The organism is Kitasatospora sp. NPDC008115, from assembly GCF_042957205.1.
Taxonomy (GTDB): Bacteria; Actinomycetota; Actinomycetes; order Streptomycetales; family Streptomycetaceae; genus Kitasatospora.
Genome location: NZ_JBIBHU010000002.1, coordinates 111761 through 134429, shown reverse-complemented (window position 1 = coordinate 134429; position 22669 = coordinate 111761). Strand labels below are relative to the sequence as shown.

20 protein-coding genes and 1 CRISPR repeat array are annotated in these 22669 nt (G+C 75.5%); of the genes, 10 read left to right on the top strand and 10 right to left on the bottom strand.

What is annotated here, in order from left to right; translation table 11 throughout:
* The first annotated feature begins 95 nt into the window (after nucleotides 1-95).
* Nucleotides 96-347: a hypothetical protein gene (locus tag ACFZBX_RS02935; protein WP_391531166.1), complete on the top strand. Its 252-nt coding sequence runs from the start codon at nucleotides 96-98 to the stop codon at nucleotides 345-347.
* Between the two features lie 34 nt (nucleotides 348-381).
* Here ACFZBX_RS02935 and ACFZBX_RS02930 read toward each other — a convergent pair whose 3' ends face one another.
* The 3 genes from ACFZBX_RS02930 to ACFZBX_RS02920 all read right to left on the bottom strand — a co-directional run bounded on the left by ACFZBX_RS02930 (nucleotide 382) and on the right by ACFZBX_RS02920 (nucleotide 6755).
* Complete coding sequence (locus ACFZBX_RS02930) at nucleotides 382-4881, bottom strand: hypothetical protein (RefSeq protein WP_391531164.1); 4500 nt, start codon at nucleotides 4879-4881, stop codon at nucleotides 382-384.
* Between the two features lie 21 nt (nucleotides 4882-4902).
* Nucleotides 4903-5232, bottom strand: coding sequence for a hypothetical protein (locus ACFZBX_RS02925; RefSeq protein WP_380756192.1), 330 nt, complete (start codon nucleotides 5230-5232; stop codon nucleotides 4903-4905).
* A 206-nt stretch (nucleotides 5233-5438) separates the two neighbouring features.
* Nucleotides 5439-6755: a glycerophosphodiester phosphodiesterase gene (locus tag ACFZBX_RS02920; RefSeq protein ID WP_391531162.1), complete on the bottom strand. Its 1317-nt coding sequence runs from the start codon at nucleotides 6753-6755 to the stop codon at nucleotides 5439-5441.
* A gap of 108 nt (nucleotides 6756-6863) precedes the next feature.
* On the opposite strand from ACFZBX_RS02920, the gene ACFZBX_RS02915 reads away from it, so the two are divergent.
* The 3 genes from ACFZBX_RS02915 to ACFZBX_RS02905 all read left to right on the top strand — a co-directional run bounded on the left by ACFZBX_RS02915 (nucleotide 6864) and on the right by ACFZBX_RS02905 (nucleotide 10887).
* Nucleotides 6864-7484: a TetR/AcrR family transcriptional regulator gene (locus ACFZBX_RS02915; protein WP_391531160.1), complete on the top strand. Its 621-nt coding sequence runs from the start codon at nucleotides 6864-6866 to the stop codon at nucleotides 7482-7484.
* A gap of 143 nt (nucleotides 7485-7627) precedes the next feature.
* Complete coding sequence (locus tag ACFZBX_RS02910) at nucleotides 7628-8704, top strand: SDR family oxidoreductase (protein WP_391531159.1); 1077 nt, start codon at nucleotides 7628-7630, stop codon at nucleotides 8702-8704.
* 217 nt (nucleotides 8705-8921) lie between these two features.
* Nucleotides 8922-9683: a CRISPR direct-repeat array (repeat unit 29 nt; unit sequence GGGACCATCCCCGCGTGCGCGGGGAGCAG).
* Between the two features lie 415 nt (nucleotides 9684-10098).
* Nucleotides 10099-10887, top strand: coding sequence for an SDR family oxidoreductase (locus ACFZBX_RS02905; protein ID WP_391531157.1), 789 nt, complete (start codon nucleotides 10099-10101; stop codon nucleotides 10885-10887).
* Between the two features lie 3 nt (nucleotides 10888-10890).
* On the opposite strand, the gene ACFZBX_RS02900 is transcribed toward ACFZBX_RS02905, so the two are convergent.
* A complete protein-coding gene (locus ACFZBX_RS02900; RefSeq protein WP_391531155.1) occupies nucleotides 10891-11526 on the bottom strand; it encodes a class I SAM-dependent methyltransferase in 636 nt (211 codons plus the stop codon).
* Between the two features lie 113 nt (nucleotides 11527-11639).
* Nucleotides 11640-11879, bottom strand: a complete 240-nt coding sequence (locus ACFZBX_RS02895) for a hypothetical protein (protein ID WP_391531154.1) — start codon at nucleotides 11877-11879, stop codon at nucleotides 11640-11642.
* A gap of 351 nt (nucleotides 11880-12230) precedes the next feature.
* Between ACFZBX_RS02895 and ACFZBX_RS02890 the strand changes: the two genes are divergently transcribed.
* A complete protein-coding gene (locus ACFZBX_RS02890; RefSeq protein WP_391531152.1) occupies nucleotides 12231-13025 on the top strand; it encodes a hypothetical protein in 795 nt (264 codons plus the stop codon).
* Here the strand turns inward: ACFZBX_RS02890 and ACFZBX_RS02885 are convergent.
* Nucleotides 13016-13429, bottom strand: coding sequence for a hypothetical protein (locus ACFZBX_RS02885; RefSeq protein ID WP_391531151.1), 414 nt, complete (start codon nucleotides 13427-13429; stop codon nucleotides 13016-13018). The two genes, ACFZBX_RS02890 and ACFZBX_RS02885, sit on opposite strands and share 10 nt — an antisense overlap.
* 79 nt (nucleotides 13430-13508) lie before the next feature.
* Between ACFZBX_RS02885 and ACFZBX_RS02880 the strand changes: the two genes are divergently transcribed.
* A complete protein-coding gene (locus ACFZBX_RS02880) occupies nucleotides 13509-13955 on the top strand; it encodes an NUDIX domain-containing protein (RefSeq protein WP_391531150.1) in 447 nt (148 codons plus the stop codon).
* Nucleotides 13956-14016: 61 nt separating this feature from the next.
* On the opposite strand, the gene ACFZBX_RS02875 is transcribed toward ACFZBX_RS02880, so the two are convergent.
* A complete protein-coding gene (locus ACFZBX_RS02875; RefSeq protein ID WP_391531441.1) occupies nucleotides 14017-14562 on the bottom strand; it encodes a GNAT family N-acetyltransferase in 546 nt (181 codons plus the stop codon).
* 420 nt (nucleotides 14563-14982) lie between these two features.
* Here ACFZBX_RS02875 and aroA point away from each other — a divergent pair, with 420 nt between their 5' ends.
* The 3 genes from aroA (at nucleotide 14983) to ACFZBX_RS02860 (ending at nucleotide 17961) form a co-directional block, all read left to right on the top strand.
* Complete coding sequence (gene aroA, locus ACFZBX_RS02870) at nucleotides 14983-16227, top strand: 3-phosphoshikimate 1-carboxyvinyltransferase (RefSeq protein WP_391531148.1); 1245 nt, start codon at nucleotides 14983-14985, stop codon at nucleotides 16225-16227.
* A gap of 386 nt (nucleotides 16228-16613) precedes the next feature.
* Nucleotides 16614-17558 (top strand): lysozyme, encoded by a 945-nt coding sequence (locus tag ACFZBX_RS02865; protein ID WP_391531147.1) that lies wholly within the window; start codon nucleotides 16614-16616, stop codon nucleotides 17556-17558.
* A gap of 256 nt (nucleotides 17559-17814) precedes the next feature.
* Nucleotides 17815-17961 carry a hypothetical protein gene (locus ACFZBX_RS02860; protein ID WP_391531145.1) on the top strand — a complete coding sequence of 49 codons (147 nt, stop codon included), beginning with the start codon at nucleotides 17815-17817 and terminating at the stop codon, nucleotides 17959-17961.
* A gap of 47 nt (nucleotides 17962-18008) precedes the next feature.
* Here ACFZBX_RS02860 and ACFZBX_RS02855 read toward each other — a convergent pair whose 3' ends face one another.
* Nucleotides 18009-18971 (bottom strand): GNAT family N-acetyltransferase, encoded by a 963-nt coding sequence (locus tag ACFZBX_RS02855; protein WP_391531144.1) that lies wholly within the window; start codon nucleotides 18969-18971, stop codon nucleotides 18009-18011.
* A gap of 203 nt (nucleotides 18972-19174) precedes the next feature.
* Here ACFZBX_RS02855 and ACFZBX_RS02850 point away from each other — a divergent pair, with 203 nt between their 5' ends.
* Nucleotides 19175-20512: a BTAD domain-containing putative transcriptional regulator gene (locus ACFZBX_RS02850; RefSeq protein WP_391531142.1), complete on the top strand. Its 1338-nt coding sequence runs from the start codon at nucleotides 19175-19177 to the stop codon at nucleotides 20510-20512.
* Between the two features lie 48 nt (nucleotides 20513-20560).
* Here the strand turns inward: ACFZBX_RS02850 and ACFZBX_RS02845 are convergent, their stop codons facing one another.
* Nucleotides 20561-21217 (bottom strand): TetR family transcriptional regulator, encoded by a 657-nt coding sequence (locus ACFZBX_RS02845; RefSeq protein WP_391531141.1) that lies wholly within the window; start codon nucleotides 21215-21217, stop codon nucleotides 20561-20563.
* Between the two features lie 146 nt (nucleotides 21218-21363).
* On the bottom strand, nucleotides 21364-22497 hold the full coding sequence (locus tag ACFZBX_RS02840; RefSeq protein WP_391531139.1) for an oxidoreductase: 1134 nt from the start codon (nucleotides 22495-22497) through the stop codon (nucleotides 21364-21366).
* Nucleotides 22498-22669: the final 172 nt, after the last annotated feature.

The following is a 22669-nucleotide window of genomic DNA, read 5'->3' as shown; positions in this document are numbered from 1 at the left end:
CGTGGAGGGAGGAGCCGGAGCCACCGGCTCCTCCAGGATGGTCGCTCTCGTTCGCGGCCTGGCTGGACGGCGCCCAGCACACCATGCTCGGGTAGATGGAGGCCACGTCGGCGGGTTCCGGGATCCCCACCCTCGAACTGTTGGCCCTGGCCGGGCCGCACCGGCGGGCGGTGGAAGCGGAGTTCGAGGGCTACGCGGGCGGTGAACTCGTGGTGACCCTGCGGGAGTTCGACAGCACGAGCTGGGACGTCCGGACGGCCGACGAGTGGGTGCTGAGCGAGATCCGCCGCCACTACCCGGACGCCGGGCCGACCCCGCCGAACGCTTGGGGCGGGCGGGAGGGGTAGGACGGGCAGGCGTCCGGCGGACCGGGCCGTGCGGTCAGGGGCCGTTGGTGTCCTTGCGCCAGAAGCGCCGACCGGTGGGCGGCGGCGAGGGCTGCTCGGCGAGCGCGGTCAGCAGACGGCGGTTCCCGTAGCCCGAATCCTTCAGGGCCTGCCGGATCTCGCCCAGCTCCCGGTCACGGAACGCGCGGACCGCCGCGAGGGCCTGTTCGAGATCCGGCCTCGGACCGTTCCGGTCGAGATAGGCCAGGAAGGCGGCGACCTCCGCGGCCCGCTGTCGGCCGCAGAAGCCGTTGGTCAGGCGGACGCGGACTGCCGGCTGCGCCCCCGTGCGGGCCAGCCTCGCCACCACCTCGGCGATCCGGCTGCCGCTGAGCCGGGAAGCCAGGACGGCGTCGATCAGCACCTCGGCGCTCCCTCGGTGACCGACCCGCACCAGGCTGTCGATGAGGTCGGCGGTCGTGTCCCGGGTGACCACGGACTCGGCGATCAGTGCCGCCGCACCCTCCCCGGCGTCCAGCAGTTCGGCGACTCTGGTCACCGGCTCGTCGGCGACCACGCGGTCGATGATCCGGGCCGCCTCGTCCGGGTGCCCCATCCGTCCCAACGCCGCGAGGATCAGCAGGAGTTCGGGGCCCGGCCGGGCCGCCGCGAGGATCCGCCCCGGCTCGGTCCACCCGCCGGGTTCGCCGGCCAGGGCGATCAGCAGCTTGGCGACGGCCCCGGGCGACCGGTGCAGGGCCGCCGCGCCCAGCGCCGCCCGGGCCGTGGCGGCGCCGGCGGCGAGTGCGCGCGGCGGGCCGTCCGCCCCGGTCTCCCGCAGCAGGGCCTTCCGCTGCGGCTCCGGCAACGGCCCCGGCAACCGCCGGTACCACGGGAGGACGTCCGTCTCCCGTGGGAGCTGGTCGAGCAGGACGGCGGCGTACCGGAACCAGCCGAGTGCGTGCATCTCCAGCCAGGGGCCGCAGGCGTCCGGGCTGTGCGCGAGCGCCCGCAGGACGGGAACGGCGCCCTCCGGCAGCCCTTGGTCGTGCAGGTGGTGGAGGAGCTCCATCGCCCGGTCGGCGGAGAGCAGATCGAGGGTCAGGGTGTCCAGCGCCGCCCGGCGCCGGTCCTCGCTCTCCCGCTCCAGGACGGCGAGCAGCGTGACGAGTTCCTCCGTCGAGCGGGACCACGGGACGGCTTCGAGGAGCATGCCGGCGGCACCCCGCTGCCGTCGGACGAGCAGGGCGACCAGTACGTCCCGGCAGAGGTCCGACGGGGCGGACCGGCCCAGGTACTCCGCGACCCGGCGGCCCGCCGGTCCAAGTCCATCGGACTCCACCAGAATCGCGGCGATCTCCAACAGCGGCCGGTTCGCCACCGCCCCGCACACCACCTCGAAGAGGACCGTGTCCCTGAACACGACCAGCAGTTCGCTCACGGCCGGGGGTTTCTGGAAGCGGCCCAGCTGCTCGAACACGGCGAGGATCTCCTCATGGCAGCCGCGCCCTTCCAGTTCCCTGAGGAGTAGGGCCACCTCCCCCGTCCGCATCGGCGTGGGGACCCGGAACGCCTCCAGCACGTAGCGGGTACCCGCCTCCTCCGAGGTCTCGCGGGCGGCGTGGAACAGAGCGGGCGCGAAGTCCCGGACGGCGGCCGCCAGGCGACCGCCGGCCCCGTGCGGGGTGTGGCGGGCGTCCAGTTCCCGGAGGAGGGCCCCGATCTCGTCGACCGGTCTGGCACTGAGGAACAGGCCGAGCAGGGCGGTGACGTCGATGGGCGAGCGGGCGTCCGGCTGCTGGACGTCGAGGATGACCAGCAGTTCCGCCACATCCGCCGGCGAGCGCCCTTCTACCACCCGGCGGAGGATCTCGGCGCGCTCGGCGAGCGGCCCCGGTCCGCCCGGGTGCTGGGTCAGGGCCACGGCCAGCTCGGCCAGGAAGGCCACCGGCCGGTCCTGGGTCGCCTCGACCAGCAGGCGCCGGCCGAGTTCCGGCTGCAGGTACGCCAGCACGCTCGCACCGAGCATGGCGACGCCCGTCGGGCCCCGTCTGTCGGCCACCCGGAGGAGCAGGCGGGCGGCGGGATCGTGCAGGCCCTTGGCCACCAGCAACTGGGCGACCCGCTCCGGGCGATCCGCTCCCAGGCCGAACCCCAGTTCATCGATCAGTTCCTCCTCGGCGGCCTCCCGGCCGTGCGCCCGGAGTTCGGCGAGCACGGCGACGAGCACCTCGTCGTCGGCCCCGTCGACGACCTTCGACGCCATCCAGTGGCCGACGGTGCCGCGCAGGTCCTCTCCGCAGGCCAGGTGGAGGAGTTCGGCGAGCTGGTCCGGGGGCCGGGAGTCCCCGAGGAGGTCCTTCAGGAACGCGGACCGGTCCTGCTCGCCGGCCCCGGCCAGCACGGGCAGGAGGTCCGCCGCCCGCCGCTCACGGACCAGCGCGCGCCGGAAGCGGCCCGCGGCGCCGGTGAGCCCGCGCTCACGGAGTGCCTTGATCAGCGGCACGGCCGCATCCAGCGGATACAAGGGGCCCAAGGACGACATGACCGTCTTGGCGAGACCCCCGGCGTTCCCGAGGTGCCCGACGAGCGCCACCACCTGGGCCGGGGGCTGCTCGGACAGCTCCCGGCAGACGGGCGCCAGCAGCGCGGCGGGTCCGTCTCGGTCGAGCAGGAGAACCAGTTCCGCCGCCCGCTGCGGGCGGAACGGCCGGACCGCGCGGGCCGCCACCGCCTCGGCGTCCTCCGTCGCACCGGCGTCCGTCAGACGCTTCAGCGCCACGCACACGTCCGCCGTCGGGAGCCGGCCGATCTCCTCGTGGACGGTGTCGCGGTGGTTCGCCAGACCGGCGGCGCGCAGCGCCGGTGGAAGGGCATGCCGGTCCCCGGCGGCCACGGCGGTCCTGAGGACGAAGGCGGCGTCCTCGGCGAAGGCGGCGTCCGGGGTAGAGGCGGCGTCCGGGGTGAAGGCGGTGTCCTCGGCGAAGGCGGCGTCCCCGGTGAGGCCGGCGCGCGAACGGCCGGTCGCCAGCCAGGCGACGATGCCGTCCGAGGGCCCCATCGCGAGGAGCGTCAGCACGGTGGTGCGGTGCTCGGCCCGGCCCGCGCGCCCGAGCGCCTCGACGAGGCCGTCCACCGCTTGCGCGCCGTACCCGGTGACCGCCTCCCGCAGCAGCTCACGGGCCTCGGCCGCCAGCTCCGCGGCGTCCAGTGCGGCCAGCAGCGGCAGCAGGCCCTCAACCGTCCGTGGCGTCGCGAGGACCGACTTCGCCTCGGCTCCGAGGTCCGCCCGCTTCAGCGTGACCACGCACGCCGCCAGCTCGGCCGGCGGCAGGCCGCCCAGCGCCCCGAGGACCGTCCCGCGCAGCGCGTCGGCGGTCTCCGGCGGCAGGCCGAGGGCGCCGAGCGCGCGCAACAGCTCGTCCGCCGGCCGTCCGGTGGCCGCCGACTCCAGCACCCGGTGCGCGGCCGCCGTCCGGCCCCCGCCGCAGAGGGCTGCGAGCAGTTCCATCAGCGAGGCGACCGGCCGCCGCAGGCCCGCGGCCGTCCACATCGCGGCGGCCGCCGCCGGGGCGAGGGGCAGCGAGCAGAGCCAGAGCAGGTCGGCCGGCGGGCCGACGGCCGCGCACTCCTCCAGGAACCCGGTCCGCCCGGTGGTCTGCAGTTCGTGGACGGCGCGCCCCAGCAGTTCCCCCGGGTCGGTGGACGCGGGGTCGGCGGCGAGGTCGGCGGCGAGCGGTTGCAGGACCGGCGCCGATCCGCCCGCCCCGCCGGCGGGCGGGGCGACGGTGCGCCGGGCCGGGCCCGCGACCAGGAACGCCGTCTGGTCGACGTCGGTGAGGACCCGGACGTGCTGCGGCCGGCCCTGCTTGCCGTAGCGCTCGTGGTACTCCTGGATCCGGGACTGGGTGCCGACGCGCAACTGCTCCAGGTTCAACGGCCCGTCGTGCGCCAGCAGCACGTCCAGGACGGCGCGCGAGAACAGGCTGAACGAGCCTCCCCCGGCGTCCTGTTGGAGGTCGTCGGAGCCGACGAAGCGCGCGTACTCACCGGGTGAACAGGCGTACAGGTGGGCGACGCTGCGGCCGGCGACGACCAGGGCCTCCCGGGTGCCCCAGCCGATCGTGCCGCTCATGAAGTCCTGCCGGACGCCGTTGCGGCAGGCGTCGATCAGGAACAGCACCTGGGCGGCCGGGGTCCGCTCGACCTCGTACCTCCAGTCGATGGCGACGCAGCCGGACCACGGCGGCTCCACCCCCGAGTGCAGGTCCTCGGGGATCAGGTAGTCCTTGCCCTCCGCGTGCAGCCCGTGGCCGCTCAGGCAGATCAGCACCGTCTCGCCGCGCCGGGCGGTCCGCAGGAAGTGGCCGACCTCGCCGTTCACGAAGTTGGCGCCGACCTGGCCACGCGCCGGGGGCAGCACCACCCGGAAGTCGCGCGCCAGCAGGGCCTCGCCGAGCCGTTCGAGGTCCCGGGGGACGAAGGGCAGGGGTGTGAAGCCCACGAGGTCGTAGTCGCTGGCGCCGAGCAGCAGCGCGGCGAACCCCCCGTGCATCGAGTACGGCCCCGTCGTGCGTCAGCGGCCGAAGACGAAGGTGATCCCGCGCGTGCCCTGCACCTGGGAGCTGCCGATCAGCTGCACGCCGCCGGAGGCCGAGACCTGGAAGCTCAACTGCACCTCCTTGAGCGGCATCGGGCCGCCGCGCTCCGCGATCTGCTCGAACAGCGCCTGCAACGCGTCGACGGTCTCGGTGAGGTTGCTGCGCAGGGCGCCGAGGGGGACCCGGCGCAGGACGGCCTCGCGGTCGCGCCGGAAGACGCCCATGGTGTCGCCGTCCTCCTCGTCGTCCTCGGTGACCCAGAACTCCAGGGAGTCCAGCTCCGTGATCTCCGGCCCGTCCGCCATGTCTCCCCCACCTCAACGGTCCACGTGCCTGTGCGGCTCCGGCGCGCCGGGGCGCACCGAAGCGCAAGGATAGCCGCCCGATGTCGCGGACCGGATACCGGTTCGCCATTTCGATCAAGGAGATTGACGGTTCGTCAGCGAATGGGCCCCGGCCTCGGCCGCGAATGGACCCCGGCGTCGGCCGCGCTGCCGGGACCGCTGCACCGCTACTGGTGCGCGGAGATCCAACCCGCGAGCTCGGCCGGGCGGTTGGTGATGACTCCGTCGACTCCCGCGGCGTCCAGGGCCTTCCATCGGGTGGCGGAGTCGACGGTCCAGACGTTGACCGCGACGCCCGCCGCGTGCAGAGCCGCGACCACCTCCGGGCGGGCCGCGAGGGCTTCGTCGGCGGGGTGGTAGGCGGCCAGACCGAGCTCCCGGGAGACGGCCACCGGATCGTCGTCGAGGCCGCTGCGCAGCAGGGCGAGCGGCAGTTCGGGGGCGAGTTCGCGGGTGTGGCGCAGGGCGTCGGCCTCGAAGCTCTGGACGAGGACCCGGCCGGTCATCTCGTGGCCGCGGACCTCCTGAACGATGCGGGCCACCTCGTCGCGGGTGTGCGGGCCCTTGATCTCCAGCAGGAGGTTGCCGCCGCGGGTGCGCAGGTCGTCCAGCTGGGCGGCGAGGCTCGGCAGCCGCGCGCCGGCCGTGGTCGGGGCGAACCAGGAACCGGCGTCCAGGCCGTCCAGCTGGGCGGCGGTCAGGTCGCGGACGGCACCGGTGCCGTTGGTGGTGCGGTTCACCGTGTCGTCGTGCAGGACGTACGGCACGCCGTCGCGGCTGGGCCGCACGTCGTTCTCGATCCAGTCGGCGCCGGCCCGGCGGGCGACCTCGTCGGCGAGCAGGGTGTTCTCGGGCGCGGCGGAGGAGGCGCCACGGTGGGCGAACACGGCGAGCGGCGCACCCGGCCGGCGGACGAAGGCGCCCGGGGCGAGCGCGGTCACCCTGACGTCGTCGAAGGAGACCGTCGCGCCGTCGACCAGCAGCGCCTGGCCGTCGTCCGCGCTGCGGGCGACCCGGGCGGCGGACATCACCTCGCCGCCGTCGACGGTCCAGCGGGCGGTGGTGCCGTGCACCTCGACGGCGATCCGGACGTCGCGGCCGGCCGTGTCGGTGGCGCTCCGGCCGAACTCCAGGCCGAGGGCCGTCCAGTGGACGTCGTCGACGGCGGTCTCGAAGCGGGCGGTGACCTCGACGCGGAAGTCGTCGAGGTGGCGGCCGAAGGTGATCCTGGTCTGCCGGCCGGCGTCGGCGGAGGTGCCGACCAGCCGGCCGTTCTCCACCTTCCAGTCACCCTCGGCGGCGCTCCAACCGGCGGGGAGTTCCGGGGTGTTGAAGCCCTCGTCCACGACCACCTCGCCGGGCGCGCCGGAGGCGGTGCGCGGGGCGGTCAGCGCGATGGTGGAGACGCTCAGCGCCAGCAGCGCGGCGAGCATGCCGGTGCGGCCGCTCTGGGGGCCGGGGCTCGACGGGTGGCTCTTCGTCATGCGCGGAACGGTATGCGATCGGGGGCGGCACCAGGAACCGCCGCCACGTCAACTTTGGTCGACGTAGGGAGTCGACAGGAATATGTAGACCGGTCTACAGTTTTCCGCATGGGAGTCAAAGGCGAGGAGACCCGCGCCCGGCTGATCGCCGGGACCCGGAGCCTGATCGAAGCACACGGCTACTTCGGTACCGGCCTCAACCAAATCGTGGCCGAGAGCGGCGCACCACGCGGCTCGCTCTACTTCCACTTCCCCGAAGGCAAGGACCAACTGGTCGCCGCCGCGCTCACCCAGGCCGGCCAGGAGGTCTCGGACCTGCTCGCCGCAACCGTGCGCGGGGGCGCCGACACGGCCACCGCGCTCACCGCCCTGGCCCGGACCTTCGCCGACCGCCTCACGCAGTCCGGGTTCACCAAGGGCTGCCCGGTCGCGACCGTCGCCCTGGAGGTCGCGGGCGGCAACGAAGGCCTGCGCCAGGTCTGCGCGGAGGTGTACGCGGGCTGGCAGCGCGTGCTCGCGCAGTGCCTGACGGCCGAGGGCTTCGAGGCGGCCGAGGCGGACGTCGCGGCCGGCCAGGCGCTCGCGCTGCTGGAGGGCGCGGTCCTGCTCGCCCAGGTGCGCCGCTCCGTGGAACCGCTGCTCGACGCCTCCCACGCCGTACGCCATCTGATCACCGCACGCCCGGAGCGGGTCCCGACCCCGGCCCCGGCCCCGCAGCCCACCCGCTGACGCAAGCTGCGGGCGGGCGCCACTCCGGCGCCCGCCCGCACTGTTTGCGCCCCAAAAAATATGCAGACCGGTCTACTTATTAGCTCTAGCTCTCTCGCATGCGCCAAAAATATGCAGACCGGTCTACTGAATCGGAGCCCATCATGAGCACCGCACCAACGCCGCCGACCACCCTTGTCCTCGGCGCCACCGGTTTCCTCGGCCGCTGGCTGGTCCTCGAACTCCTCGACCGCGGCGAACCGACGGCCGCCGCCTTCCGCCCCGACACCGGCACCTCCCGCGACCGCGAACTCCGCACCTGGCTGCGCACACACGGCGTCGACGACCACCAGCTCACCACCGTCGCCGCCGACCTCACCCGCCCCGGCCTCGGGCTCACCCCCGAGGACGACGCCCGTCTCGCCGAGGTCCGCGACGTCCACAACCTCGCCGCCGTCTTCCGCTTCGGCCTCGACCGCGCGACGGCACACGCCGCCAACGTCGACGGCGCGCTCACCGCCCTGCACTGGGCCGCCGGACGACCGCACCTGCGCAGACTGGTCCACGCCTCCGGGTACCGCGTCGGCCGCGACACCGCACCCCGCCACCCGCTTCCGCCCGCCGAGGCCGACACCCTCTACGCCCGCCTCGGCGCGTACGAGGCCTCCAAGCAACTCGGCGACGCAGCCGTCCGGGTGACCGCCGGCCGACTCGGCGTACCGCTCACGACGGTCAACCCGAGCAGCGTCATCGGCCACTCGATCACCGGCGAGTCCGGGCAGTACCTGGGACTCGCCGGCCTGGTCCGCCAACTCTGGTCCGGCCGCCTGCCGCTGCTGCCGGGCACCGCCCGCACCTTCCTGCCCGTGGTGGCGATCGACCACCTGGCCCGGTTCCTCGCCGCCGTCCCGGAGCACGACGCCGGACCGGCACACGCCCACACCGTGCTCGACCCGGCCACCCCGCCCCTGCCCGAGATGATCACACTGCTCGCCGAACACCTGGGCGTCCGCGCACCTCGGGGCCGGGTCCCGGTCGGTATCGTCCGACGACTGCCGCGCGCACTCACCGGCGCCGACCCGGAGACCCTCACCTTCCTCTCCGAGGACCGCTACGACACCACCTCCGCCGACCACCTCGCCCAGGCCGCCGGCCTCCACCACCCGCCCGTGGCCGACGTCCTCCGCCGCTGGGCCACCCGCCTGGTCGCCGACGACTTCGGCGCGGCAACCCCTTCCTGACCACCCCCGCCCCCGCCACGCGAGGCCGACGGAGCCCACCGACCTGACACCCATCTCTTGCCGTACGGCCAAGGCCCCCACTGCACGCCCACGCAAGAGTCCAAGCTGCCCAACTCGCGGCGAGTTGCAGAATCCCCTCAAGAACCCCAGCTCACAAGCCCGCACCCCGCACACACGGGGAGCAGATCGCCAAGTGGTTCACCGGTTTCGCCCGCTGGGGACCATCCCCGCGGGCGCGGGGAGCAGGCCTGGGCCCGTTCTGTTGTCGAACTAGAGGTGGGACCATCCCCGCGTGCGCGGGAAGCAGTCGTCGTGGGCAGTCTGGTGACGCAGGGTGGGGGGACCATCCCCGCGTGCGCGGGGAGCAGCCTGCTCGACAAGCTGGCCGCGGTGCAGGGCGGGGACCATCCCCGCGTGCGCGGGGAGCAGCCTGCTCGACAAGCTGGCCGCGGTGCAGGGCGGGGACCATCCCCGCGTGCGCGGGGAGCAGCATGCCGAGCTGGTCGTCATCGAGGGCCCGGCGGGACCATCCCCGCGTGCGCGGGGAGCAGACCATGTCCGACGCCGTCGAGACCAGATCGTCGGGACCATCCCCGCGTGCGCGGGGAGCAGCGCGCCACAGCAGGGTGCTCGGCCTGCTCACCGGGACCATCCCCGCGTGCGCGGGGAGCAGCCGTCCTCGTTGAAGGCAACGTTCGCGTTGTTGGGACCATCCCCGCGTGCGCGGGGAGCAGCGGCGCCACGGCGACGAGACGCTCGCCACTGCGGGACCATCCCCGCGTGCGCGGGGAGCAGGAGACGTCGAGCGCCCCGGGGTCCCAGTGGTCGGGACCATCCCCGCGTGTGCGGGGAGCAGGGTGCAGGCCTCGCCCTTGCGCTTGGCGTGCAGGGGACCATCCCCGCGTGTGCGGGGAGCAGTCCATTGCCGCCGGTTTGCTGTTCGAGCGCGGGGGACCATCCCCGCGTGTGCGGGGAGCAGAGTTCGCGACCTGGGGCTTTATGCAGGGGCGGGGCAGAGTTCTGCAACTTGTTGGGAATCGGGCATATCGGACTCTTTGGGTAGTTTCTGACGGCCCGAAAGAAGCCTAGCCGGGTTCGGCTGAGGTGGTGGGCGACTGGTGTGGAGTAGGAAGTCGGCCGCTCCGACTTCCCACTCCACACCACAAGGCAAACCGTGCGGCGAGGCGAGGGGTGGGCGTCGCGAACGGTTGAGGGTGGTCTCCCCCTGGCCGGTTGGGTTGGGTCGTGAGCGAGTTCGCTTTCCCGCAGGTGTGGGGCGGCGGTGGAGATCCGGCTTTGCGGCAGCGGGATGCGGGGCGCTGATGTTGGAGGGCAAGGGAGTTGCCATGGAAGACATTTGACGTTCCGGCACGCAGGAACGATGATCACTCCTCATGACGATCGCCCACGAACCCCCGCAGTCCGCCGCCTCGCGGCCCGTGGTGCTGGTCACCGGCGTCGGGCGGACGGTCGGAATCGGCGCGGGTATCGCGTGCAGGCTGGCCGAGGACGGCTGGGATGTCGCCTTCACCTACTGGACCGCCTACGACCGCCGGATGGCCTGGGGTGCCGAGCCGGGTGCCGCCGATGCCGTCGCGCGGGCGCTCGCCGATCGGGGGGCGGCGAGCGCTGCCGTGGAGGCCGACCTTGCCGAAGCGGCGGCGGCGACGGACGTCTTCGACGAGGTGGAACGGCGGCTCGGTGGTGTGAGGGCACTGGTGCTGGGCCACTGCGAGTCGGTCGACTCCGGTCTGCTCGACACCACGGTGGAGAGCTTCGACCGCCACTTCGCCGTCAACGCGCGGGCGAGCTGGCTGCTGATCCGGGAGTTCGGGCGGCGGTTCGCCGGGCCGGCCGGCAGTGGCCGGATCGTCGCGCTCACCAGTGACCACACCGCCGGCAACCTGCCGTACGGCGCGAGCAAGGGGGCGCTCGACCGGATCACGCTCGCCGCGGTGCACGAGCTGGCCCACCTCGGGGTGACCGCCAATGTGGTCAACCCCGGCCCGGTGGACACCGGATGGATGACCGAGGAGATCCGGACCGAGGTGCTCGGACGCACGCCGCTCGGCCGTCTCGGCACCCCGGACGACACGGCGAACCTGGTCGCCTTCCTCTGCTCACCGCAGGGCCAGTGGGTCAACGGCCAGCTGCTGCTGAGCAACGGCGGCTTCGCGGGCTGACGTTCAGGAGCGGTCGGCGCCCGCGAGGACCAGGACGGTCCAATGGACGCCGGAGCGGCCGTGCAGGTCGGGGCGTTCGGTGTGCAGCAGGGGGTGCAGGCCGCGGGCACGCGCGAGGGCGACGGCCTCGGCGGCCGGGGCGTCGTACATCCGGCGCCCCGCCGGGACGGGGCCGTGGCGCACGGAGAGGAAGAGGCGGCCGCCGGGGGCGAGCAGGGCGGTGAGCGCGTCCATGGCGGGCGGGCGCTCGTCGGGGGCCAGGTGCATCCAGACGGCGGTCAGCAGGACGACGTCGAAGCGCGCGCCCTCCGCGCCGAGCAGGGGCAGCGCGGGCAGGGCGTCGTCGACCCAGCGGACGCCACGGCCGGCGTGCCGGTGCTCGCCGATCCGGCGCAGCTCGGCGGTGGGTTCGGCGGCGACCACACGGTGGCCCAGGGCGGCCAGCGCGGCGGCGTCGCGTCCGCTGCCGGCGCCGACGTCGAGGATGTCGGCGGGCCGGGACGGGAACAGGTGCAGGGCCTCGCGGTGGACCTCGGCGAAGGTGACGGCCTCGTACTGCGCCGCCAGCCGCTCGGCCTGCTCGCCGTAGCCGGCGGTGCCCGCCGGGCGGTGACGGTCCGTGCCGCGCGCCTCCCCCACCACCGTGGCCGTTCCCCCTCCGCCCTCGGCGCGGGCACCCGGTGTCCACCGGGGCCGTCGCGGCCGTCAAGCGGCCGGGTCAACCGTACCCCGAATGGCCGTCACGCTTGCGGTCAGGCCTCGCCGGGGTGCCAGGCGGGCCATTCCCACGGGCGGTCCGCCCATGCGACGAGGACCGGGTCGCGGGGGTCGAGGTCCGGGAACAGCTGCTTGACCCGCGGTTCGAACTCCTCCGGGCCGAGCGGCTCCCAGCCGTGGCCCTCGAAGCGGACCAGCCGGTAGCGGCTGTCGGTGCGGAACTCGGCGACCTCGACCTGGGGCTTCGCCGTGCCGGACGGGCTGTTGGTTTCCATGCCCCCAAGCATGTGGCGGACCTCCGGGGAGCGCACCCGGGGACCGGCAGGCAGCGTACGGCCGGGGCGCGAGGCGGCCCGGGCGCGCCCCGGGGCCCACTTCCGGGTCATGTCCCGCCGTCGGCGCGCTCGTTGAGTACGGCGAGCGGGGGCCCTGCGGCGGTGCCGGACCGGCCCCGTTCCCGTACGACCGGGCCGTCCGCGACGGGCGGGCCGCCGGGGAGCCGGAGCAGGCGATGGCAGGAGGACGAGGACATGAGCGGGCAATGGGCAGGCGGCGGAACACCGGCAGGCGGCGGGACAGCGGCGAGCGGAGGTCCGCCGCCGCGCGGGCCGGTGGTGGGCGGCCCGGTGTCGGGCAGACCGCCGTCGGCGGGCCGGGAACGGCCGCCGGGCGCGGGCACCACCATGCCGTCCGGCACCGTGCAGTGGCAGTGGCCCGCGCACGCGTGGCAGCCCCCGCCGGTGCCGGCGCCGCCCACGACGCCCGGCGAGCCGCCGGCCTGGGAGGCGCTGGCGGCGGCGGCCGAGACGGCCCGGCGGAGGCGCCGGCGGATGTGGGTGGCGGGCTCGGCGGGGATCGTCGCCGGGCTGGCGGCGGTGCTGGCGATGTGCGGGCCCGGGCCGGGCGAGGAGTCGTCCGGGGTGGCGGCCTTCCCGGCGCCGTCCGCGGCCCCGCCGCTGCCGCCGTCCCCGGTCGCCTCGCCGGCGGCCGACCGGCTGCCGGTGCCGGCCCCCTCCCCGCTGCCGCCGCCGACGACGACGGGCGGCGAGGGCGCGCGGCTGGAGACCACCGGCCCGGCGGGCGCGACGGCCACCGCGAGCCCGGAGGGTACGGCGGGCACGGCGTCCGCCCCGCAGGCGGGAGCCCGGGCCGACGGCGCGGAGCGCTCCGCGTCACCGCGCCCGAAGGCGAGCCGTACGCCACGCCCGGCGCCCTCCAGGACGGCGGGCGCCCCGGCCGGAGGCCCCGCCCCGGCGCCCGCTCCGGCGCCCGGCGCCGGCGCCGCGCCCTCCCCCGGCGCGAACGCCCCCGTGGCGGGCGCGGTACCTGGAACGGACACCATCTGCGACCAGGCGGAGCGGTTCGGCCGCTGGGCGGCCGGCTCCGAGCAGGCCCGCCTCTGCCGCAGCATCTACGGCTGAGCGGGCGTCCCCCGTGGAACGGCGGCGGCCGCCGCCTCCAGCAGCGACCAGCCGTCGACCCGCACCTCCCGCCGCTCCCCCGGCCGCCATGCCCCGCGCGCCGCGGCGGCGTCGAGCAGGGCCCGGCCGGCGCCCGGTTCGTGCAGGTTCAGCGAGGCGCCGTGCACCCGGCCCACGTCGCCGGAGCCCAGCGGGAAGCCGCCCGGGACGAACCGGCCGGGGCCCTCGGCGAAGACGATGCGCAGCGGTCCGCCGGAGCCGGGCGGCTGCGGGTGCAGCGTGAGGGTCTCCCGGCACTCCCGGGGCCGGTCGCGGCCGGGCACGAGGTGGCTGTGCCGGAGCGTCCACAGGTAGGCGCGGCCGTCGGCGACCAGTCGCCGGGGCTTCCTCGGGTGGCGGGGCACGCCGCCGAGCCTACGCGGCCCCGTCCGCCGGGCACCCCCGCACGGTCCCTCATGATCGGCGGCTGCAACAATCATGATCATGTTCGATCACGAATCGCCGCAAACCGATCCCAACCCCGCATTGCTCACCGTCGCGGCCGCCGCCGTGGTCGACAACGGCCGCCTTCTGGTCGTCAGCAAGAAGGCCGCGCCGGACGTCTACTACCTCCCCGGCGGCAAGCCGGACGCCGGGGAGGGTCCGCTGACGGCGCTGACCCGCGAGCTGGAGGAGGAGCTCGGCGCGGCCCCCGTCGCACCGCGCCACCTGACCGAGATCGAGGCGGTCGCCGCGCTGGAGGGCGTGCCGATGCGGATGACCGTGTTCGAGACCGGACTGGACCGCGCGCCCGCGCCCGCCGCCGAGCTCGCCGACCTGCGCTGGACGGACGGCCTGGATCCGGCCCTGCGGCTGGCCCCCGCCGTGCGCGACCAGGTGGTCCCGCTGCTGCGCGAGCGCGGTCTGCTGCCGCACCCGGCCGGGGCCTGAGCCACGGGACGAAGGCCGCCCACCGCGTGGGCGGCCTTCAGGAGGGGCCGGCCGACCGCCGCTACCGGGCGGCGAGCGCCTTGGTCAGCTTCTCGAACCGCAGGTCGGAGCGGAGCGGGACGCCGAAGCGCTCGTCGCCGTACGGGAACGGCGAGTAGTCGCCGGTGCGCCGGAAGCCGCGGCGCTCGTACCAGGCGATCAGCTCGGCGCGCTGCTCGATCACGGTCATCTCCATCTCGGCCACGCCCCACTGCTCGGCCGCGTACTTCTCGGCGTGCGCGAGTACGGCCCGCCCGAGGCCCCCGCCCTGACGGCCGGGGCGCACCGAGAACATGCCGAAGTAGGCGCTGCCGCCCCGGCGTTCGAGCTGGCAGCAGGCGAGCAGTTCGCCGTCCAGCTCGGCGAGCAGCACCACGCCGTCGGGGTGGGTGACGGCCGCGGTGACGCCCTCGGTGTCGGTGCGCTGGCCCTCCAGCAGGTCGGCCTCGGTGGTCCAGCCGGCCCGGCTGGCGTCGCCCCGGTAGGCGGACTCGACCAGGGCGAGCAGGGCGGGCACGTCCGCGGTGGTCGCGGTGCGGAAGCCGAGCCGGTCGGTGTCGACGGCCACGGAGGGGGCCTCCGCGTCGGCTACGGCCTCGACGGACGCTCGGGTGCTGCTCTCGGGCACGGGTCCTCTTCTCGGACGGGCCCGGACGGGGTCCGGGCGGGGCGGCGGCCGCTCAAGGCCGGTCCCTGGCATCGTGCCACAGCCACCGGGGCCTCCGACCTGCCCGGACCCGCACCCGGCGACCACCCGGACCCGCACCGCGCCGACGGCCAGAACGCGCCGTCCCCGCACGGGCGTCCCGAACCCGCGTCCAACAGCCGGACGACTCCCCCGGGCACCGCGCGGCCTCCGGCAGGATGACCGCGACGGGCCCCACCCGTCCTACCCGCCACACCCGTCCCGCCCAGTCCAGCCCGGTCCACTCCAGCCCAGTCCAGTAACAGTCCAGCCCAGTCCAGTCCAGCCCAGTCCGGAGGCCCCATGACGACCGTCGAGATCCCCGGTTCCAAGTCGGTGACCGCGCGGGCGCTGTTCCTCGCCGCCGCCGCCGACGGCACCACCACCCTGCTGCGGCCACTGCGTTCCGACGACACCGAGGGCTTCGCCGAGGGCCTGCACGCGCTCGGCTACGCGCTCACCCGCGAGCCGGACCGGTGGACGGTCGAGGGCCGCCCGCAGGGCCCGGCCCACGACGCCGACGTGTACTGCCGCGACGGCGCGACCACCGGCCGCTTCCTGCCCGTGCTCGCCGCGGCCGGCCACGGCACCTTCCGCTTCAACGCCTCCGCCCAGCTGCGCCGGCGCCCGCTCGGCCCGCTGACCGAGGCGCTGCGCACCCTCGGCGTCGACCTGCGGCACGAGGAGGCCGAGGGCCACCACCCGCTGCAGATCACCGCCGACGGGGTCCGCGGCGGCGAACTGAGCCTGGACGCGAGCCTGTCCTCGCAGTACCTCACCGCGCTGCTGCTGCTCGGCCCGCTCACCGAGAAGGGCCTGCGGATCACCGTGACCGACCTGGTCTCGGCGCCGTACGTGGAGATCACCGTCGCCATGATGCGGGCCTTCGGCGCCACCGTGACGCGCACCGGCCGGGTCTTCGAGGTCGCGCCCGGCGGCTACCGCGCCACCACCTACCCGATCGAGCCGGACGCCTCGACGGCGAGCTACTTCTTCGCGGCCGCCGCGCTCACCGGCCGGGAGCTGACCGTCCCGGGGCTGGGCCGGGACGCGCTCCAGGGGGACCTGCGGTTCGCCGACGTGCTGGCCCGGATGGGCGCGCGGGTGGAGATCGGCGCGGACCGGGTCACCGTCGAGGGCCCCCGGGACGGACGCCTGTCGGGCCTGACCGTCGACATGCGCGACATCTCCGACACCATGCCGACGCTCGCCGCCCTCGCGCCGTTCGCCGACGGGCCGGTGCGGATCGAGAACGTCGCCAACACCCGGATCAAGGAGTGCGACCGGCTGGACGCCTGCGCCGGGAACCTCCGCCGGCTCGGCGTCGACGTCGCCACCGGCCACGACTGGATCGAGATCCGCCCGGGCACCCCGCGCGGCGCCGAACTCGCCTCGCACGGCGACCACCGGATGGTGATGTCGTTCTCCGTCACCGCGCTGCGGACGCCCGGCATCACCTTCGACGACCCCGGCTGCGTGCGGAAGACCTTCCCCGCCTTCCACGAGGTGTTCGGGCGGCTGCGCGAAGAGTGGGCGACCACCGGCTGACCGAGGCGCAAAGACACGGCGGTGCGGGGCGCCGGGCGGGGCGCCGGGCGGGGCCGGTGCGCGGGGCGCCCGCGCACCGCTCCCGCGCCCGGACCGTCGCCGCGCACCGGTCGCCGCCGGGGCCGCGTCCGCGCAGGTGGGCGGCGCTGCGGGGAGGCCGGGCGGGCTGCCGGGCGGGCGGTCTTCCGGGGATGTTCCGGGGCTGTTCCGGGCGTGAGGAAGGCGGAATGGTGGGTACCACGGCCATGTGACGCCCGTTCAGGATGTTGCCACCGATACCTGGCGGGCTGGCACGTACATGGCTACCCTGCTCCAGCCGGTCGCCGTCACCGGCGCACCGGCTGTCCGCGAATCCAAGGGTCGTCACCACGGACCAGAGGAGTGTCATGCCCAGCACTTCCCGCTCCGCCAGCCCCACCGACCGCACCAGCAGGCAGGGGAACCGCCGGCTCCCCGCGTTCGCCGTCCTCGCCGCCGCGGTCGCCCTCGCCGTCGGCGTCAGCGCCCCGGCGTACGCGGCCGAGCCCGCGCCCGCGCCCGCGCCCGGCACCGCGTCTCCCTCCGACGCCGCCGCCGACAACTCCGCCGCCCGGGGAGGCGGTCAACTGCCCCCGATCCACCCCGAGCTGGACTTCGCCGGCTCCACCGTCGCCGCCCACGAGGGCCGGGAGCCCGGCGCCGCCCCCGCCGCCACCCTCGCCGTCACCCAGACCCCCGGCCTCGACGTCTCCAGCCACCAGGGCAACGTCGCCTGGTCCACGGTGCGCGCCAACGGCGCGCGCTTCGCCTACGTCAAGGCGACCGAGAGCACCACCTACACCAACCCGTACTTCGCCCAGCAGTACAACGGCTCCTACAACGCCGGCCTGATCCGCGGCGCGTACCACTTCGCCCTGCCGGACCGCTCCTCCGGCACCGCGCAGGCCAACTGGTTCGTCGACCACGGCGGCGGCTGGTCGCGCGACGGCAAGACCCTCCCGCCCGCCCTCGACATCGAGTACAACCCGTACGGCGCCACCTGCTACGGCCTCAGCCAGAGCGCCATGGTGAGCTGGATCCGCTCCTTCAGCAACACCGTGCACACCCGCACCGGCCGCTATCCCACGATCTACACCACGACCAACTGGTGGTCGACCTGCACCGGCAACAACGCCTCGTTCGGTGCCACCAACCCGCTGTGGATCGCCCGTTACGCCTCCACCGTCGGCACCCTCCCGGCCGGCTGGAGCTTCCAGACGATCTGGCAGCACTCCGACTCCGGAGTCTTCCCCGGCGACCAGAACCTCTTCAACGGCGCCTTCGACCGCGTCCAGGCCCTCGCCAACGGCTGACCCCGGCAGGGAACACCGAGCCACTCCGTGAAACCGGTGCGGGCCCGCGACGCCGAGCGCGCCGCGGGCCCGTACTCGTTCACAGCTCTTCGGTCGAACGGTGCCTCGGGCGCAAGACCGTCACCTCCGGCGAACACGGCACAACCGCTCGACGGCGAGCGCTCACATTCGGGGACCTGCCACTGGCCGGCCCGCACTCCCAGGAGGAGCCGGCAGTGGCGGAGTTCGTCGACCGGAGGGTTTCGCGCGGGTCTCCATGAAGGAGGGAAGGCTGGACCGCGAGGTCTTCGCCAAGCTGACGCCGCACACCCGTTGGGGGGTCATCGGGAGGCTGCGGGCCGCCGGATCGCCCCTCGCCGAGGGGCTGGAGGAGCCTCCCGTCGAATACGACTACTACCTCTGAGCCTCCTGGCTCCTGACGGACGGCCCGCCCCGGCAGGGCCGTCGCGCTCAGAGGCCGGGCACCGGGAGGGTGAGTTCCCAGGTGTCCACCGCGAAGTCGACCGTCATCCCGTGGCCCTCGTAGAGGGCGAGCGCGCCGGTGGTGTTGGCGGTGTCCACCCCGAGGGCGACGGTCTCCCGGCCCAGCGCCGCGTAGTGGCCGAAGAAGTGGCGCAGCAGGTGGCCGCCGAGGCCGCACCCCCGGGCGGCGGGGAGCACGCCCAGGCGGTCCGCCCATCCCCGGCCGGCGCGGTCGTCGCGGGTGCGGAGCACGGCCACGTCGCCGATGCCCGCCACGGTGGCGATCCAGGTCAGCGACCAGTCGAGGCGGGCGCCGTCGATGTCCTCCCACCACTGCTCGAACGTGCGCGGCCGGGCGTCGAAGTGCGCGGCGAAGGCCTCCTGTTCCAGCCGGTGGGCGGTGCGGCGGTCCTCCTCGCGGCGGCAGTCGCGCAGGGTGACGCCCGGCGGCGGGGCGGGGACGAGGTCGGCGCGCGGGTCGACGCGGCGCTCCAGCACCTGGTAGCGGCGCACGCACGCCCAGCCGCGCCCCCGGATCGCCCTGGTGTCGAGCGTGGGCCGGGTGTTGAGCAGCAGGTGGAGGACGGCCCGGGAGGCGCCGTTGGCCGCCGCCAGCTCCACCGCCCGGCGTTCCATCAGCGCGAACAGGTGCAGCGCCCCGGCCTGGTACTGCGGCAGCACGTACTGGTCGAGGTCGATCCGCCCGCCGCCGGAGCGGTCCCGGACCAGGCCGTAGCCGACCAGCTCGTCCCCGTCGGCGAGCAGCCAGGAGTCGCGGCTCAGGTCGGTGTCCGGGTGCTCCAGGTCCGCCCGGACCTCCCGCAGGTCGGTCTCCGCCCGGCCGATCTCCAGCAGGTCCACCCGGTTGAGCAGGTCGCGGACGGCCGGGGCGTCGCCCGGCGTGGCGGGCCGGACGGTGAGGCCGGCGGGCGGAAGGAAGGTCGTGGTCATCCTGGTGCTTCTCCTGGTCGGGGCCCCGGGTGCGGTCGGCGGGTGCCGAAGAGGCCGTCCGGGCAGCCTGCCGGACCCGCCGTGCAGAACGCGTGCAACCGGCGCGTACGCTGCACCGGACCGTCCGGGGCACGGTCGGCGAGGGCCGTCCGCGGCCGCGCGGCGGCCCGGCCGGTGGAACGGCGCGAGGGAAGGGACGGCGGATGGCCGGGAGGGGTTGGCGGTTCGGTGTGCTCGGACCGCTCGCGGTGCAGCGCGACGGGCGGGCGCTGCCGCTGGGCGGGGCGCGGCAGCGGACGGTGCTCGCGGCGCTCCTGCTGGCGCACGGGCGGCCGGTCCCGCTGGCGGGGCTGGTCGACAGCGTGTGGAACGGCCGGGAGCCCGCCAGCGCGGTCAACACGGTGCAGAGCTACGTCTCGCGGCTGCGCGCCGTCCTCGCCGACGCCTCCGGCGGCGCCGACCGGAGCGCGCCCCGGCTGCTCGGCACCGCCGGCGGCTACCGCCTCGACGTCGGCGAGACCGGGGAGGCCGGGGAGGCCGGAGCAGGGGGACCGGGCGAGGAGGTCGTCGACCTCCGCCGCTTCGAGCGGCTGACGGCCGACGGCCGGGCCCGGCTGGCGGACGGCGACGCGAACGGCGCGCGCGCCCGGCTCGTCGAGGCGCTCGGCCTGTGGCGCGGTCCGGCGCTCGCGGACCTGCGCGAGGTGCCGCGGCTCCAGGCGGAGGCCGTCCGTCTGGAGGACCTGCGGCTGGCCGCCGTGGAGTCGGCGGCCGAGGCCGAACTCGCCTGCGGGCGGGCGACGGCGGCCGTCGACCGGCTGTGGCGCACGGTCGCCGAGCACCCGCTGCGCGAAGGCCCGCAGGCGCTGCTGATGCGCGCGCTGTACCGCACCGGGCGGCAGGCGGACGCGCTGGCGCTGTACGGCCGGACCAGGCGGCGGCTGGTCGACGAGCTCGGCGTCGAACCGGGCGCGGACCTCATGGCCGTGCACCGGGCGATCCTCCGTCAGGAGCTGCCGCCCCCGGACCGGACCGCCCCCGCCGGGCCGGAGGTCCGGGCACTGCCCCGGCCGTTCGTGCCGCAGCGCTTCGAGGTGCCCGACCGGCTGGAGACCCCGGGGTTCCGGCTGCGTCCGATCACCATCCGCGACCTCGCCCAGGACCACGCGCTGGTGACCTCCTCCCGGGACCTGCTCTGGGCGCAGTTCGGCCGGGCCTGGAACTGGCCCCCGCCGGACCTCACCGAGGAACAGGACCTGATCCAGCTCGCCTGGCACCAGCAGGAGTTCATCCGGCGGGAGTCCTTCGCGCTGGCGGTGGTGTCACCGGGCGACGACCGGCTGCTCGGCTGCGTGCACCTGGACCCGCCGGGCGATCCCCGGCACGAGGCCGACCTGTTCTTCTGGACGGGGGAAGGCCCCGGGTCGGCGCTCGACCGGGAGCTGTCCACCGTCCTCGACCACTGGGTCACCACCAGCTGGCCCTGGCGGCACGTCGCCCGGCCCGGCCGCACCGACCCCTGGCCGGCCGCACCCGGGTAAGGAGACGGCCCGGCCGCACCGAGGCGCGGGCGGCCGGGCCGGCGCGGCTCACGCCGAGTGGACGGCGGCTCCCACCGGAGTGCGGCGGTCCGCGCCGCCGGTCAGGGCCTCCAGCAGCAGCCGCCAGGCCGCGTCGTACTCGGCGGGCCCCGCGGCCTCCGGCTGCCCGAAGGAGACGTGCGGGGCGCCGTGCAGAACGGCCAGCAGCAGCTGGGCGACCAGCTCGGGCGGCCGGGGCGCCATGCCGCCCTCGCCCTGGGCGCGGCGGATCAGGGCGACCAGGCCGCGCTGCACGTCCTCGAAGATGTCCGGCGGGGCCGGTACCGGGGACGGCGGCCGGAGGGGGTGCGGCTGCGCCGGGTCCGGGATGTCGGTGGCCAGCCGGAGCGCCGCCCGCAGCCGGACGTCCTCCTTCAGCCGGTGCGCGAGGTCCAGCACCAGCCCCTCCAGCACGGCGGCGGCCTCGGCGCCCGGGACGTCGCGGGTCAGCCGCATCTCGTCCCAGACCCGGCGCGAGTGCGACATCAGCGCACCGGCGAGCGCGCGTTTGGACGGGAAGTGCCCGTACAGCGCGCCCTTGGTCATTCCGGTCCGCTGCGCCACCGCGTTGAGGGTGGCCCGGCTGTAGCCCTGGGTGGAAAACTCCTCCGCCGCGGCGTCCAGCACCTTCTCCCGGGTCCGCCGGGCCCGTTCCTGCTTCATCATGTGCCCTCCCTGGGGAAAGAACATACCTTTCTGAATGAATGTTCTCAGCGGCGACCCCGAACGCGCAGGGTTACCGCACATCGGGGACGATCCGATCGCTGAACGGCCGTCAGCCCGAACGCCGTTCGAGGAACGGCCGGTGACGCTCACCCCGGACCGTCCTGCGCCGCCCACCCCGGGCCGCCCGGTGCCGCGAGGACCGTCGCCGCGTACGCGCGCGCCGCGGCGTCGGCGTCCAGGGTGCGGTGCACCGCCACCGCGCTCGCGTCCCGCCAGGCGCGCTGCAGCGGGGAGGCCGGGTCCTGGCCGTCGGCCCCGGCGGCGAGGAACAGCGTGTCCACCGCCTCCCGGCAGAGCGTGGCGGCCGTCGTGGCGTCACGGCGATTCTCGGCCACCGCCAGGGCGGTCACCTCGCCCCGGTCGGCCCGTTCGCCGGCGCCGTCCAGCAGCAGCCCGGCCATCCGGATCTTCGCGGAGGCCCCGGCCAGCACGGTGTGCGCGGCCGGGTGCGGCACGGCCGCGCGCCGGGCCCCGGCGGTCCATTCGCGCAGCGCGGCGCGGGCGATGCCGAGCAGCGGGGCGGCGAAGACCAGCGCGGCGACCATCGGGTAGGGCACGCTGTGGCAGCGGGCGGCGTCGTCCTGCGGCGGGGCGAGCAGGGCCTCCAGGACGAGCGTGCGGTGGGCGGGCACGTGGACGGCCTCGGCGGTGACCGAGGTGCTGCCGCTGGCGCGCAGACCGGCGGAGTGCCAGGTGTCCAGGACCGTCAGCTCGCCCCGGGGCACGGCGAGGACGCGGTGCTCCCGGGTGGCGCCGCTGCCGGTCCAGGCGGCCAGCAGGATCCACTCGGCGTGGTCGGCGCCGCTCGCCAGCCGCCACTCGCCGTCCAACCGCCAGCCGTCGCCCAGGCGTTCGGCCCGGCCCTGGGGCGGGACCACGGCGGCCGCGATCCGCGCGTCCGGTCCGGCGCCCCACAGGTCGCGCTGTCCCTCGGGCGGCAGGTAGGCGGCCAGCCGGCCGTGCGAGGCGTACAGCGCGGCGCACCAGGCGGTGCCCGCGCAGGACTCGGCGAGCCGCGCCACGGCGGTCACCAGGGCGCCGAACTCCCCGGCGGTACCGCCCCAGCGGGCCGGTACGAAGTGGCGGGCGAAGTGCGCGCGGCGGATCCCGGCGGCGACCTCCTCTGTGAGCCGCCGTCCGGCCTCCGCCCGTGCGGCGTCCCGCCGGGCCAGCGCGGCCAGCTCGGCGACGGCCGGACCATCGAGGCCGGCAACGCCCACGAGGCCCGCGGAGCCCGGGGAGCCCGCAGAGCCCGCGGAACTCGCGGAGCCCGGGGAGCCCGCGGAACTCACGAGGCCCTCGCAGCTCAGCACGCCGCCGCCCCGCGCGGACCGCTCCGCCGCGCCCGCCCCGGCCGTGGGCGCCGCTTGGGCACAACCGATGACAGAACAT

What these genes read in the sequence shown, in the direction of transcription:
- ACFZBX_RS02935 (WP_391531166.1), top strand. Translation starts at nt 96, where the DNA reads ATGGAGGCCACGTCGGCGGGTTCCGGGATCCCCACCCTCGAACTGTTG.
- ACFZBX_RS02930 (WP_391531164.1), bottom strand. Translation starts at nt 4,881, where the DNA reads ATGCACGGGGGGTTCGCCGCGCTGCTGCTCGGCGCCAGCGACTACGAC.
- ACFZBX_RS02925 (WP_380756192.1), bottom strand. Translation starts at nt 5,232, where the DNA reads ATGGCGGACGGGCCGGAGATCACGGAGCTGGACTCCCTGGAGTTCTGG.
- ACFZBX_RS02920 (WP_391531162.1), bottom strand. Translation starts at nt 6,755, where the DNA reads ATGACGAAGAGCCACCCGTCGAGCCCCGGCCCCCAGAGCGGCCGCACC.
- ACFZBX_RS02915 (WP_391531160.1), top strand. Translation starts at nt 6,864, where the DNA reads ATGGGAGTCAAAGGCGAGGAGACCCGCGCCCGGCTGATCGCCGGGACC.
- ACFZBX_RS02910 (WP_391531159.1), top strand. Translation starts at nt 7,628, where the DNA reads ATGAGCACCGCACCAACGCCGCCGACCACCCTTGTCCTCGGCGCCACC.
- ACFZBX_RS02905 (WP_391531157.1), top strand. Translation starts at nt 10,099, where the DNA reads ATGACGATCGCCCACGAACCCCCGCAGTCCGCCGCCTCGCGGCCCGTG.
- ACFZBX_RS02895 (WP_391531154.1), bottom strand. Translation starts at nt 11,879, where the DNA reads ATGGAAACCAACAGCCCGTCCGGCACGGCGAAGCCCCAGGTCGAGGTC.
- ACFZBX_RS02880 (WP_391531150.1), top strand. Translation starts at nt 13,509, where the DNA reads ATGTTCGATCACGAATCGCCGCAAACCGATCCCAACCCCGCATTGCTC.
- aroA (WP_391531148.1), top strand. Translation starts at nt 14,983, where the DNA reads ATGACGACCGTCGAGATCCCCGGTTCCAAGTCGGTGACCGCGCGGGCG.
- ACFZBX_RS02865 (WP_391531147.1), top strand. Translation starts at nt 16,614, where the DNA reads ATGCCCAGCACTTCCCGCTCCGCCAGCCCCACCGACCGCACCAGCAGG.
- ACFZBX_RS02860 (WP_391531145.1), top strand. Translation starts at nt 17,815, where the DNA reads ATGAAGGAGGGAAGGCTGGACCGCGAGGTCTTCGCCAAGCTGACGCCG.
- ACFZBX_RS02855 (WP_391531144.1), bottom strand. Translation starts at nt 18,971, where the DNA reads ATGACCACGACCTTCCTTCCGCCCGCCGGCCTCACCGTCCGGCCCGCC.
- ACFZBX_RS02850 (WP_391531142.1), top strand. Translation starts at nt 19,175, where the DNA reads ATGGCCGGGAGGGGTTGGCGGTTCGGTGTGCTCGGACCGCTCGCGGTG.
- ACFZBX_RS02845 (WP_391531141.1), bottom strand. Translation starts at nt 21,217, where the DNA reads ATGATGAAGCAGGAACGGGCCCGGCGGACCCGGGAGAAGGTGCTGGAC.